Origin of the sequence: Streptomyces sp. NPDC050997 (assembly GCF_040660135.1) — a bacterium.
Classification (GTDB): Bacteria; Actinomycetota; Actinomycetes; order Streptomycetales; family Streptomycetaceae; genus Streptomyces.
Window position 1 is genome coordinate 87781 of record NZ_JBFAGK010000014.1, and the last position, 13376, is coordinate 101156.

Genomic DNA, 13376 nt, shown 5'->3' on the forward strand with positions numbered 1-13376 from the left:
CGCCCAGCTCTACGAGCTTCTCCATGAAGTTCTCGTAGCCCCGGTTGATGAGGTCGATGCCGTGGACCCGGGAGGTGCCCTGGGCCGCCAGGGCGGCGATGAGGTACGAGAAGCCGCCGCGCAGGTCGGGGATGACCAGGTCGGCGCCCTGGAGCTTGGTGGGGCCCGACACGACCGCGGAGTGCAGGAAGTTGCGCTGTCCGAAGCGGCAGTGGGAGCCGCCCAGGCACTCGCGGTAGAGCTGGATGTGAGCACCCATCTGGTTCAGCGCGGACGTGAAGCCCAGCCGGGACTCGTACACCGTCTCGTGGACGATGGACAGGCCGGTCGCCTGCGTGAGCGCCACCACCAGGGGCTGCTGCCAGTCCGTCTGGAAACCGGGGTGCACGTCCGTTTCGAGGGCGATGGACTTCAACTGGCCCCCGGGGTGCCAGAAGCGGATGCCCTCGTCGTCGATCCGGAAGGCACCGCCCACCTTCCGGTAGGTGTTGAGGAACGTCATCATCGAACGCTGCTGGGCGCCGCGGACGTAGATGTTGCCCTCGGTGGCGAGCGCGGCGGACGCCCAGGAGGCGGCCTCCAGGCGGTCCGGCAGGGCGCCGTGGTCGTAGCCGCCGAGTTGGTCCACACCGGTGACGCGGATCGTGCGGTCGGTGTCCATCGCGATGATGGCGCCCATTTTCTGCAGGACGCAGATGAGGTCCTCGATCTCCGGCTCCACGGCCGCGTTCGAGAGCTCGGTGACACCTTCGGCGAGCACGGCCGTCAGCAGAACCTGCTCGGTCGCGCCGACGGACGGGTACGGCAGCCGGATCTTCGTACCGCGCAGCCGCCGCGGCGCCTCCAGGAACTGACCGTCCGCCCGCTTCTCGATCGTCGCGCCGAACTGCCGCAGCACCTCGAAGTGGAAGTCGATGGGCCGCCCGCCGATGTCGCAGCCGCCGAGGCCGGGGATGAAGGCGTGCCCGAGGCGGTGCAGCAGCGGACCGCAGAGGAGGATCGGGATGCGCGACGATCCCGCGTGGGCATCGATGTCAGCGACGTTCGCGCTCTCGACATGGGTCGGATCCATCACCAGCTCGCCCGGCTCCTCACCCGGACGGACCGTCACCCCGTGCAGTTGCAGCAGTCCGCGTACGACACGTACGTCACGGATGTCCGGAACGTTGCGCAGTCGACTCGGCTCGCTGCCCAGCAGGGCGGCGACCATGGCCTTGGGTACGAGGTTCTTCGCACCACGGACACGGATCTCGCCCTCCAGCGGGGTTCCGCCGTGGACAAGCAGGACATCGTCGTTGACGGTCATGTATCTCGCGTTCCGATGAGGGGGGCAGGGGCCAGAAGGGAAAGGGTAATCGCCGCCCACCCCCCTTCTGTAAGCCCAAGGACCACCCAGGTCCGTCATAGCTCTGTCACAACACGATCCGTTCCCCGTCGGGCACATGGGGTCACCGCCGTGGTTGGTGCGCGTGGGATGCACCTTCGCACCCACCCGTCTCCCACCGCCACCCTCAAACGGGGCTTTACCAGGCCGCTCCTTCGATTCACGGCCGCATTCACTCGCGAACCCCGATTGGCTCCCCACCGCACCGCAAGATGCGGGATCATGTCTGCCATGACCGAGGTGTCCTCGCTCACAGGGCGGTTGCTCGTGGCAACGCCCGCCCTGGCGGACCCGAACTTCGACCGTGCGGTGGTGCTCCTTCTCGACCACGACGAGGAGGGCTCCCTCGGCGTCGTCCTCAACCGGCCCACTCCGGTGGACGTCGGCGACATCCTGGAGGGCTGGGCGGACCTCACCGGTGACCCCGGTGTCGTCTTCCAGGGCGGCCCGGTGTCCCTGGACTCGGCGCTGGGTGTCGCCGTCATCCCCGGCGGCGGTGCCGTCGACCGGGCCCCGCTGGGCTGGCGTCGGGTGCACGGTGCGATCGGTCTGGTCGACCTGGAGGCCCCGCCGGAACTCCTCGCCTCGGCCCTGGGCAGTCTGCGGATCTTCGCCGGTTACGCCGGCTGGGGCCCGGGCCAGCTGGAGGACGAGCTGGTGGAGGGGGCGTGGTACGTCGTCGAGTCGGAGCCCGGTGACGTTTCCTCCCCGTCGCCCGAGAGGCTCTGGCGCGAGGTCCTGCGCCGCCAGCGCAACGAGCTCGCGATGGTGGCGACGTACCCGGACGACCCTTCGCTCAACTGATGGGTGTGAGCTTCAGTACCCTTGGTTTTCATGAGCACTCTTGAGCCAGAGACCCAGCCGCAGCGAGGCACTGGGACGGGGACACTCGTAGAGCCGACGCCGCAGGTGTCCCACGGCGACGGCGACCACGAGCGCTTCGCCCACTACGTCCAGAAGGACAAGATCATGGCGAGCGCCCTCGACGGTACCCCCGTCGTGGCGCTGTGCGGCAAGGTCTGGGTGCCGGGCCGCGACCCGAAGAAGTACCCGGTGTGTCCCATGTGCAAGGAGATCTACGAGTCCATGGGCTCCGGCGGAGACGACAAGGACAAGGGCGGCGACAAGTAGCCCTGTCCGGCTGAGGTTCCGAAGGCCCCGGGGCGCCACATGGCGCCCTCGGGGCCTTCGCGCGTCCGGCGCCGTCTCGCGGTGCCCTTGGGTGTTTCTCTCCGCCCCTTCCGTGTCCCCTTCCGTGCTCCCTTCCGTGCCGTCATCGGTCACGAAGTGGTTGAGACCTCTTGTGGACAGGTTCAGGTAGTCCTTAGCCTCCGTGGTGTTGTGCAGAGCGAAACCGTCATTGCATATGTTGCAACGCACGCTCGGAGGAATCACTCCATGAAGCTCGCCCCCCGACTGGCCGTACTGCTGGCCGCCACTGTCGTCGTCACCGCCTGCGCCCCCCAGACTTCCGACAACACCTCCTCCGACAAGGACGAGAAGACCGGCACCCTGCGGGTCTGGCTCTTCCAGGAGGTCGGCAACAAACCGAAGGAGAAGGTCGTCGACTCCGTCGTCGACGCCTTCGAGAAGGCCCACAAGGGCACCAAGGTCGCTGTCGAGTACATCCCGATCGACACCCGCGCCCAGCGCGTCAAGGCCGCCTTCAACGACCCCGGGTCCGCCCCCGACGTCATCGAGTACGGCAACACCGACACGGCCGGCTATGTGAAGGACGGCGGACTCCTCGACGTCACCAAGGAGTTCGGCGACTGGAGCGAGGCCAAGGCCACCGACCCCACCGCGAAGCAGTCGGTCACCGTGGACGGCAAGATCTACGGCGCTCCCTTCTACGTCGGCGTCCGCGCCCTCTACTACCGCACCGACGTGTTCAAGGAACTCGGCCTCGCGGTCCCGAAGACGATGGCCGAACTCGCCACCACGGCCCGCCAGATCCGCACCGCGAGACCCGACCTCTACGGCCTGGTCGTCGGCGGTGCCTACACGTACGGCGCGATGCCGTTCATCTGGGCCAACGGCGGTGAACTCGCCGCCGGCAAGGGAGGCTCGTACGCCTCCGCGATCGACAGCGCGGCCGCCCAGAAGGGCATCAAGGCGTACACGTCCCTCTTCGGCGACGACAACTGTCCCGCCGCCAAGTGCGCGGGCATGGGAGGCAACGACACGATCACCGCGTTCGCGGCCGGCAAGGCGGGCATGGCGATCGGCGGCGACTTCAGCCACACCGCCGTGGAGGCCGGCAAGGTGAAGGGCGAGTACGCGGTCGTGCCGCTGCCGGGCGTGGCCTCCGGCTCGATCGCGCCGGCGTTCGCGGGCGGCAACAACATCGGCGTCCTGAAGAGCACCTCGCACCGCACCCTGGCGATCGACCTGATGGAACAGCTCGCCTCGAAGAAGACACAGTCCGAACTCTTCGACGCGATGGGCTTCCTGCCGACCTTCGCGGACGTACGGCAGCAGGCCGCGGCGAAGGAGCCGTATGTGAAGCCCTTCGCGCAGACCCTCGCGGCGGGCACCAAGTTCGTCCCCGCCTCGCCCGCCTGGGCGCAGATCGACTCCTCGCTGGTCCTGCCGACCATGTTCCAGGAGGTCATCAGCGGCAAGAAGGAGGTGGCCGCGGCCTCGAAGGACGCGGCGAAGAAGATGAACGACGCGTTCGGCTCCGCCGGGTGACGCCGGTGCCTGAGAACTCGGGGGGTGCGGATCGTTTGCGCGTGCCGGTAGTTCGTGGCTGGTCGCGCCCACGCGGCGGTAGCCGCAAATTCAACACAGCCCCGCGCCCCTTGGGGGGTTGGGGTGCACAGAGTCAAAAGGCCCCCTGGCTCTACCTCGCTCCTGCACTGGTGATCCTCGGCGGACTGCTCGTCTACCCCATCTACCAGCTCGGTCTGATCTCGTTCCTCCAGTACACCCAGGCCCAGGTCAGCGGCGGCGAACCGACCACCTTCCGGGGGTTCGGGAACTACGCCGAGCTGTTCGCCGACGACCAGTTCTGGCAGGTGCTGCTGGCGACGGTCCTCTTCGCGGCGGCCTGTGTCGTCTCGACGCTCGCCGTCGGCTGCGCGCTGGCCGTGCTGCTCACGCGGGTGCGGGCGGTACCCCGGCTCGCGCTGATGCTGGCCGCGCTGGGCGCGTGGGCGACCCCCGCCATCACCGGCTCCACGGTGTGGCTGTTCCTCTTCGACCCCGACTTCGGCCCGGTCAACCGGGTCCTGGGCCTGGGCGACCACTCCTGGACGTACGGCCGGATCAGCGCCTTCTTCCTGGTCCTGCTCGAAGTGGTGTGGTGCTCCTTCCCGTTCGTGATGGTGACGGTCTACGCCGGTATCCGTGCCGTCCCGAGCGAGGTCCTGGAGGCCGCGGCCCTGGACGGCGCCTCACAGTGGCGTATCTGGCGGTCCGTGCTCGCGCCGATGCTCCGGCCGATCCTCACCGTCGTCACCATCCAGTCGGTGATCTGGGACTTCAAGGTCTTCACGCAGATCTACGTCATGACGAACGGCGGCGGCATCGCCGGCCAGAACCTCGTACTGAACGTGTATGCCTATCAACAGGCGTTCGCGTCCTCGCAGTACAGCCTCGGTTCGGCGATCGGCGTGGTGATGCTGCTGATCCTGCTCGCGGTCACGCTCGTGTACCTGCGGTTGCTGCGCCGGCAGGGGGAGGAACTGTGAATCTCCTACGACAGCAACTGCGGCGCCCGTGGCGGCTGGCCGCCGAGACCTCCGCCCTGCTGATCGCGGTCGTCGTCGCGTTCCCCCTGTACTGGATGGTGCTCAGCGCCTTCAAACCGGCCGGGGAAATCGAGTCGGCCGAGCCGAGGCCCTGGACTCTGTCCCCGTCACTGGACTCCTTCCGGCGCGTGTTCGAACAGCAGGAATTCGGCCGGTACTTCCTCAACAGCCTTGTCGTGGCGTGCAGTGTGGTGATCGTCTCGGCGCTGGTCGCGTTTCTCGCGGCGACCGCGGTGACCAGATTCCGGTTCCGCTTCCGGACCACGCTGCTGATCATGTTTCTGGTGGCCCAGATGGTGCCCGTCGAGGCCCTGACGATCCCCTTGTTCTTCCTCATGCGGGATGCCGGGCAGCTGAACACACTGGGTTCGCTGATCCTGCCGCACATCGCCTTCTCGCTGCCCTTCGCGATCTGGATGCTGCGCGGTTTCGTGAAAGCCGTACCGGAGGCACTGGAGGAGGCCGCGTACATCGACGGGGCGAGCCGCGCGCGATTCCTGTGGCAGATCCTTTTCCCGCTGGTCTTCCCCGGGTTGGTGGCCACCAGCGTGTTTTCCTTCATCTCGGCATGGAACGACTTCCTGTTCGCCAAGTCGTTCATCATCAGCGACACCTCCCAGTCGACCCTGCCCATGGCCCTGCTGGTCTTCTACAAGCCGGACGACCCGGACTGGGGCGGTGTGATGGCGGCCTCCACGGTGATGACGATTCCGGTACTGATCTTCTTCGTACTCGTACAGCGACGCCTGGTCTCGGGGCTGGGCGGAGCGGTCAAGGACTGACGTGAGTTCAACGACGAAAACGACGGGACCCGCGGTTACGGGGGATACGGCGCAACTGATTCCGGCGCCGCGGCACATCGTCCACACCCAGCAGGGCCACGGGCGTCTGGACGCGGGGACCCGGCTGGAGGCCGGACCCGGCACCGAGGGCGTCGCGCGCTGGCTGCGGGCGACGGTCGGCGCGGCGACCGGCTTCCCCCTTCCGGACAGCGGCGGCCGTCCGGACGGCGGCGACCGCGAGGGCCGCCTCGCGCTGAGCATCGAGCCGGACCTGCCCCCGGAGGGCTACCGCATGGTCGTCGACGGCCCCGCGATCCTGATCCAGGGCGGCAGCGCGGCCGGTGTCTTCTGGGGTGCGCAGACCTTCCGGCAACTGCTCGGCCCCGACGCCTACCGACGGGCTCCGGTGCGGCCAGGCCGGGACTGGAACCTCGCGGAGGTCACGATCGAGGACGGCCCCCGCTTCCGGTGGCGCGGCCTCATGCTGGACGTGGCCCGGCACTTCATGCCCAAGGACGGTGTCCTGCGCTACCTCGATCTGATGGCCGCGCACAAACTCAACGTCCTCCACTTCCACTTGACGGACGACCAGGGCTGGCGCGTAGAGATCAAGCGATTCCCTAAGCTGACCGAGACCGGCTCCTGGCGGGCGCGCACGAAATTCGGCCACCGGGCCTCACCGCTGTGGGAGGAGAAGCCGCACGGTGGCTTCTACACCCAGGACGACATCCGGGAGATCGTCGCCTACGCGGCGGAGCGGCATATCACCGTCGTCCCCGAAATCGACGTACCGGGACACTCGCAGGCCGCCATCACGGCGTACCCGGAACTTGGCAACACCGACGTCATCGACACGACCTCCCTCTCGGTCTGGGACAGCTGGGGCATCTCTGAGAACGTACTCGCCCCCACTGACAACACCCTGCGGTTCTACGAGGGGGTGTTCGAGGAACTGCTGGAGCTGTTCCCCGCGGACACCGCAGAGTTCTCGGCGTTCCTTCACGTCGGCGGCGACGAATGCCTCAAGGACCAGTGGCGGCTCTCGCCCACCGCACAGGCCCGTATCGAGGAACTCGGTCTCGCCGACGAGGACGGGTTGCAGTCCTGGTTCATCGGACACTTCGACAAGTGGCTCTCCGCGCGCGGGCGCAGGCTCATCGGCTGGGACGAGATCCTGGAGGGCGGGCTCGCCGAAGGGGCCGCCGTGTCGTCGTGGCGCGGCTACGAGGGCGGCATCGCGGCGGCCCGCGCCGGCCACGACGTCGTCATGTGCCCCGAGCAGCAGGTGTATCTGGACCACCGGCAGCACGCGGGCCCGGACGAGCCGGTCCCCATCGGGTACGTGCGCACCCTGGAGGACGTCTACCGGTTCGAGCCCGTTCCACCGGAGTTGACGGCGGACGAGGCGCGGCGTGTCCTCGGTACGCAGGCCAACGTGTGGACCGAGGTGATGGAGGATTCCGGGCGCGTCGACTACCAGACGTTCCCGAGGCTCGCCGCCTTCGCCGAGGTCGCCTGGAGCACTCTGCCCGCAACCGCGGAACGGGACTTCGCCGACTTCGAGCGGCGGATGACCGCCCACTACCGGCGACTTGACGCCCTGGGTGTCGGTTACCGGCCACCCACGGGGCCGTTGCCGTGGCAGCGACGGCCCGGAGTGCTCGGCCGGCCGATCGAGGGCACGCCTCCGAACAGGTAGGGGAGAAAACCCGCCAAGGGTCACGGAAGAGTGTCAATCGGTACGCACGGATGATGCCGCGCGAAAACGGTTCATCTCCCTGGTGAGGTGGGCGAATGCCTCCTAGCGGACCCCCGTCTTCGGGTCCTGCGAAGATGTGCCAGAGTTGCCACGTCCGCCCTGTCAGCACGTACCGTACGGCAACACAGGTGGGACCAGGTGGGGCAGCGGGAAGGGGCAGCCGGTTTGACCACGCACGCACCGCAGGCGGCGCAGGCCGTCACCCTGCCCACGACGTTGGACGAGGCAGTGGCGGCGCTCACCGCCATGCCCGCAGCCGTGCCGGTGGCGGGCGGCACCGACCTGATGGCCGCCGTCAACTCCGGGCAGCTCAGGCCCGCCGCGCTGGTCGGCCTCGGCAAGATCAGCGAGATCCGCGGCTGGCAGTACCAGGACGGTCACGCCCTGCTCGGCGCGGGCCTCACCCACGCGCGGATGGGCCGTCCCGACTTCGCCGCCCTGATCCCGGCGCTCGCGGCCTCCGCGCGCGCCGCCGGCCCGCCGCAGATCCGTAACGCGGGCACCCTGGGCGGCAACATCGCCTCGGCCGCCCCCACGGGGGACGCGCTCCCGGTACTGGCCGCCCTGGAGGCGACACTGATCATCGCGGGCCAGGGCGGAGCCCGCCGGGAGATCCCGGTGTCGCACCTGCTGGCCGGCATGGACATGTTGCGCGCCGGTGAACTCATCGGCTTCGTACGCGTGCCGCTCCTGCACGCGCCGCAGGTCTTCCTCAAGGCCACCGGCCGCACCGGGCCCGGGCGTGCCGTCGCCTCCGTGGCCCTCGTCCTGGACCCCGCCCGGCGTGGTGTCCGGTGCGCCGTCGGGGCCATAGCGCCGATGGCCCTCAGGCCCCTGCAGGCCGAGCAGTGGGTCGCCGGGCTGATCGACTGGGACAACAGCCGTGCCCTCGTCCCGGAGGCACTCAGCGCCTTCGGTGAGTACGTCGCCGCGGCCTGTATCCCCGACCCGGTCCCGGCCGAGGACGGCTCCGTACAGCAACTTCCGCCCGCCGTACTGCACCTGCGGCGCACCGTCGCCGCGCTGGCCCGACGAGCACTCGGGAGGGCGCTGTCGTGACCGACGACCAGCACGAAGAGGGCACGCCCCGGAGCGCGGGCCGCTGGGACCCGTTGCCCCAGGGCGACTACGACGACGGCGCCACCGCCTTCGTGAAACTCCCCGAAGGGGGCATCGAGGCCCTCCTGGCCTCCGCCGACAGTCCGCTCGCCGCGCCCGGTCACGGCTATGTGCCGCCGCAGATAACGGTCAACCCGGCCACCACCGCGGGCACCGACCCGGCGGCCGCGGGCACCTGGGCGATGCCGCCCGCGCCCGTCGAGAACGCCCAGTGGCCCGACCCGAACGCGGTGCCCCACACCACCGGCGACGACCGGTTCACGTACAACCCGGGCTCCACCGGGCAGTGGAACTTCGAGGAGACGGGCGCGGCGGAAGCCGCGCGGGCGGCCGCGGCGCAGGGGCACGATGTCACCGGCCAGTGGTCGATCCCGGTCGCCGACGGCGACCTCCCGGACGAATCCGGCGAGTTCACCACCTCGGCCCTGGTCGAGCAGTGGGGCGGCACTCCGCCGGCCACCCTGCCCGGCGGCGCTTCCGCCCCCTGGGCGACGGAGCCGGCGGGGCAGCCCTGGGGGCAGCCGCCCGGAACGTCGGACCAGCCGACGGACCAGGACCACGGCCACGGCCACGGAACCGGGCATGAGGCCGGACAGCCCACCGGGTACGGGCAGCCGACGGGGCCCGCGCCCGACCGCCCGGTGGGTTCCGAGTACGCGCACGGCCGGCCTTCGGGCCCCGGGACCGGCTCCGCGTACGACCCCTCGGCCGGGGTCGGCCACGGGCACGATCAGCCGACGGACGTCTGGTCCGGGCTCGATCGGTCGGGGACTTTCGGGGGCGCGCGCGAACAGTACGAGACACACGGCGGCGTGCCGTCCGTCCCGCGCGCGCGGGAACCGCACCCGCACGAGCATCACGCGCCTGAACACCACACACCCGAGCAGCACCAGCCGGAGCACCTCGCCCCACAGGCGCGCGCGGCCGACGCGTACGCTCCCGAGGCGCCCGAAGCGTTCCACGCCCAGGAGCGGCCCGCGCCCGAGGACTACGCGTCCGAGGACTACGCGTCCGAGGACTACGCGCCCGTGGAGCCGCGCCCGACCGGGCACGAGCCGCCGCGCTCGCTCGACCCCGAGCCGCCGCCCGCCCGTACGTCCGAGCACCCTCAGCCGTTCCCGCCCGAGCGGCAGCACGGCGAGGCGTCCACGGAAGAGCCCGCCGAGACCGCCGTAGCCTCCGCGCAGCGCGCTCACGGGCCTGGTGAGGCCATTGAGGCGGAAGAGCGCGCCCAAAGGGCCGTAGCGGCCGCCGAGAGGGCCGCCGATGCCGCCGCGGAGGCCTCCGCGTCCGCGCCCGGCGCCGCCACCGACGCGGAGCCCGGGCCGGAGCCCGCCGCCGGGCCCGCGGACGAGGACCCCGCGGCCGACCCGGAGGCGGACGAAGGTGCACCCGCGCACCCGGGCGAGGAACACCCGCTCGCCTCCTACGTCCTGCGGGTCAACGGCGCCGAACGCCCCGTCACCGACGCCTGGATCGGTGAGTCGCTGCTCTACGTGCTGCGTGAGCGGCTCGGCCTCGCGGGCGCCAAGGACGGCTGCTCGCAGGGCGAGTGCGGGGCCTGCAACATCCAGGTCGACGGCCGGCTCGTCGCGTCCTGCCTGGTCCCGGGCGTGACCGCGGCGGGCAGCGAGGTCCGTACCGTCGAGGGACTGGCCGTCGACGGGCAGCCCTCGGACGTGCAGCGGGCGCTCGCGAAGTGCGGCGCGGTGCAGTGCGGCTTCTGCGTGCCGGGCATGGCGATGACCGTGCACGACCTGCTGGAGGGCAACCCGGCGCCGACCGAGATGGAGACCCGGCAGGCCCTGTGCGGCAACCTCTGCCGCTGCTCCGGCTACCGGGGCGTCGTGGACGCCGTCCAGGAGGTCGTCGCGGAACGCGAGTCACACTCCGAGGCGGACGCCGAGACGGACGCGGACGAGGCACGTATCCCGCACCAGGCGGGACCGGGCGCCGGCGGCGTCCACCGGTCGGCGTTCGAACCGGCCGACCACGACCAGGCGTACGGACAGGGCCAGGACGGAGGCCAGGCGTGAGCAACGAAGCCGCGACCGCGACCACCGCCGCGGAGGCAGCAGCCGCCCCCGAGCCGATCCCGCACGGCCTCGGTGTGTCCCTGACGGCCGCCGAGGCCCGCGCCAAAGCCGAGGGAACCTTCCCGTACGCGGCCGACCTGTGGGCCGAGGGCCTGCTGTGGGCGGCCGTGCTGCGCTCCCCGCACCCGCACGCGCGCATCCTGTCCATCGACACCTCCCACGCGCGTGAGATGCCCGGCGTACGAGCCGTCGTCACGCACGAGGACGTGCCCGGCAGCGCGCTGCACGGCCGCGGCAGACCCGACCGTCCGGTCTTCGCCTCCGAGGTCGTACGTCACCACGGCGAGCCCATCGCGGCCGTCGCCGCCGACCACCCCGACACCGCGCGGATGGCCGCGGCCGCCGTCATCGTCGAGTACGAGGTGCTCGACCCGGTGACCGACCCCGAGCAGGCGTTCGAGGCCGAGGCGTTGCACCCCGACGGCAACCTGATCCGGCACATCCCGCTGCGCCACGGCGACCCGGACGCGGTCGGCGACATCGTGGTCGAGGGCCTGTACCGCATCGGCCGCCAGGATCCGGCCCCGATCGGCGCCGAGGCCGGACTCGCCGTGCCGCGACCCGACGGCGGCGTGGAACTGTACGTGGCCTCCACGGACCCGCACACCGACCGCGACACCGCGGCCGCCTGCTACGGCCTGGAACCGGAGCGCGTGAAGGTCGTCGTCACCGGTGTGCCCGGCGCCACCGCGGACCGCGAGGACCAGGGCTTCCAGCTCCCGCTGGGTCTGCTGGCGCTCCGGACCGGCTGCCCGGTCAAGATCACCGCGACTCGTGAGGAATCCTTCCTGGGTCACGCCCACCGGCATCCGACGTTGCTGAGGTACCGCCACCACGCGGACGCCGACGGCAGGTTGGTGAAGGTCGAGGCACAGATCCTGCTCGACGCGGGCGCGTACGCGGACACCTCGTCCGAGTCGCTGGCCGCCGCGGTCTCGTTCGCCTGCGGTCCGTACGTCGTCCCGAACGCCTTCATCGAGGGCTGGGCCGTGCGCACCAACAACCCGCCCTCCGGCCATGTGCGCGGCGAGGGCGCGATGCAGGTGTGCGCCGCCTACGAGGCGCAGATGGACAAGCTGGCGAAGAAGCTCGGCGTCGACCCGGCGGAGCTGCGGCTGCGCAACGTGATGGCCACGGGGGACGTTCTCCCGACCGGCCAGACGGTGACCTGCCCCGCACCGGTCGCCGAACTCCTGCAGGCCGTACGGGACTTCCCGCTTCCGGCGCTTCCCAAGGACACGCCAGAGGACCAGTGGCTGCTGCCCGGCGGCCCCGAGGGCGCGGGCGAACCGGGCGCGGTGCGCCGGGGCGTCGGCTACGGCCTGGGCATGGTGCACATGCTGGGCGCCGAGGGCGCGGACGAGGTCTCCACAGCCACCGTCCGGGTCCAGGACGGCGTCGCGACGGTGCTGTGCGCGGCGGTGGAGACCGGCCAGGGCTTCACCACACTGGCCCGGCAGATCGTCCAGGAGACCCTCGGCATCGACGAGGTCCACGTGGCCCCCGTCGACACCGACCAGCCACCGGCCGGCCCGAGCTGCCGGGGCCGCCACACCTGGGTGTCGGGCGGTGCGGTGGAACGCGCGGCCAAGATGGTCCGTACGCAACTGCTGCAGCCCCTGGCGCACAAGTTCGGCATGTCCACGGAGCTGCTCCAGATCACCGACGGCAAGATCACCTCGTACGACGGCGTGTTGTCGACCACCGTCACCGAGGCGATGGACGGCAAGGAGCTGTGGGCGACGGCCCAGTGCCGCCCGCATCCGACCGAACCGCTGGACGAGACCGGCCAGGGCGACGCCTTCGTGGGGCTCGCCTTCTGCGCGATCCGGGCCGTCGTGGACGTCGACATCGAGCTGGGCTCGGTACGCGTGGTGGAGCTGGCGCTCGCCCAGGACGTCGGCCGGATACTGAACCCGGCCCAGCTGGCGGCACGCATCGAGGCGGGCGTCACGCAGGGCGTGGGCGTCGCGCTCACCGAGAACCTGCGCAGCAACCGCGGGGTGATCCGCCACCCGGACCTCACCGGGTACGCCCTGCCGACGGCCCTGGACGCCCCGGACATCCGGATCGTGAAGCTGGTCGAGGAACGTGACGTGGTCGCCCCCTTCGGCGCGAAGGCGGTCAGCGCGGTCCCCGTGGTGACGTCCCCCGCGGCGATCGCCTCCGCGGTCCGCGCCGCGACGGGCCGCCCCGTGAACCGACTCCCGATCCGCCCGCAGGCGGCGGTGGTGACCGGCCAGTGAGCACGCCCCAGCCCGGTCAGGGAGGTCAGCCCCGCTACGAACCTCCGCCCGGCGTGGGGAAGTTGGCGCTGTGGATCCTGCTGTTCGTGGTGGCGGCGGTCGTGGTCGTGGTGGGGGGCGTGTACTTCGCGTGATGCGCGGGGTGTGATGCGGGGCGCCATCGGGGCGGGGCGGGACGAGAACGGGCCAGGATGGCCTGATCGTCTCTGGTCCGGGGCGTTGTCAGTGGTGGCGC

The 13376-nt window shown here is 70.7% G+C and carries 11 protein-coding genes; 10 read left to right on the forward strand and 1 reads right to left on the reverse strand.

The window, feature by feature from the left end; all coding sequences use genetic code 11:
* On the reverse strand, positions 1–1306 hold a 1306-nt coding region (gene murA, locus AB0H86_RS28480), incomplete at its 3' end, for a UDP-N-acetylglucosamine 1-carboxyvinyltransferase (protein ID WP_362444669.1).
* A 309-nt stretch (positions 1307–1615) separates the two neighbouring features.
* On the opposite strand from murA, the gene AB0H86_RS28485 reads away from it, so the two are divergent.
* The 10 genes from AB0H86_RS28485 (at position 1616) to AB0H86_RS28530 (ending at position 13275) form a co-directional block, all read left to right on the forward strand.
* A complete protein-coding gene (locus tag AB0H86_RS28485) occupies positions 1616–2188 on the forward strand; it encodes a YqgE/AlgH family protein (RefSeq protein ID WP_362444672.1) in 573 nt (190 codons plus the stop codon).
* A 30-nt stretch (positions 2189–2218) separates the two neighbouring features.
* On the forward strand, positions 2219–2515 hold the full coding sequence (locus AB0H86_RS28490; RefSeq protein WP_030666896.1) for a DUF3039 domain-containing protein: 297 nt from the start codon (positions 2219–2221) through the stop codon (positions 2513–2515).
* A 267-nt stretch (positions 2516–2782) separates the two neighbouring features.
* Positions 2783–4078, forward strand: coding sequence for an extracellular solute-binding protein (locus AB0H86_RS28495; protein WP_362444675.1), 1296 nt, complete (start codon positions 2783–2785; stop codon positions 4076–4078).
* Positions 4079–4188: 110 nt separating this feature from the next.
* A complete protein-coding gene (locus AB0H86_RS28500) occupies positions 4189–5079 on the forward strand; it encodes a sugar ABC transporter permease (protein ID WP_362444678.1) in 891 nt (296 codons plus the stop codon).
* On the forward strand, positions 5076–5921 hold the full coding sequence (locus AB0H86_RS28505; protein WP_362444681.1) for a carbohydrate ABC transporter permease: 846 nt from the start codon (positions 5076–5078) through the stop codon (positions 5919–5921). The genes AB0H86_RS28500 and AB0H86_RS28505 overlap by 4 nt, the downstream gene beginning before the upstream one ends.
* Before the next feature lie 58 nt (positions 5922–5979).
* Entirely contained in the window at positions 5980–7620 is a 1641-nt protein-coding gene (locus AB0H86_RS28510; RefSeq protein WP_362445066.1) for a beta-N-acetylhexosaminidase, read from the forward strand.
* Between the two features lie 225 nt (positions 7621–7845).
* On the forward strand, positions 7846–8739 hold the full coding sequence (locus AB0H86_RS28515; protein WP_362444684.1) for an FAD binding domain-containing protein: 894 nt from the start codon (positions 7846–7848) through the stop codon (positions 8737–8739).
* Complete coding sequence (locus AB0H86_RS28520) at positions 8736–10835, forward strand: 2Fe-2S iron-sulfur cluster-binding protein (protein WP_362444687.1); 2100 nt, start codon at positions 8736–8738, stop codon at positions 10833–10835. The genes AB0H86_RS28515 and AB0H86_RS28520 overlap by 4 nt, the downstream gene beginning before the upstream one ends.
* Positions 10832–13141, forward strand: a complete 2310-nt coding sequence (locus AB0H86_RS28525; RefSeq protein WP_362444690.1) for a molybdopterin cofactor-binding domain-containing protein — start codon at positions 10832–10834, stop codon at positions 13139–13141. The genes AB0H86_RS28520 and AB0H86_RS28525 overlap by 4 nt, the downstream gene beginning before the upstream one ends.
* Positions 13138–13275, forward strand: a complete 138-nt coding sequence (locus AB0H86_RS28530; RefSeq protein ID WP_362444693.1) for a hypothetical protein — start codon at positions 13138–13140, stop codon at positions 13273–13275. The genes AB0H86_RS28525 and AB0H86_RS28530 overlap by 4 nt, the downstream gene beginning before the upstream one ends.
* Positions 13276–13376 lie beyond the last annotated feature (101 nt).

Bases quoted from the DNA above. Each gene is read 5' to 3' on its own strand.
- AB0H86_RS28485 (WP_362444672.1), top strand. From the start codon at position 1,616: ATGACCGAGGTGTCCTCGCTCACAGGGCGGTTGCTCGTGGCAACGCCC.
- AB0H86_RS28490 (WP_030666896.1), top strand. From the start codon at position 2,219: ATGAGCACTCTTGAGCCAGAGACCCAGCCGCAGCGAGGCACTGGGACG.
- AB0H86_RS28495 (WP_362444675.1), top strand. From the start codon at position 2,783: ATGAAGCTCGCCCCCCGACTGGCCGTACTGCTGGCCGCCACTGTCGTC.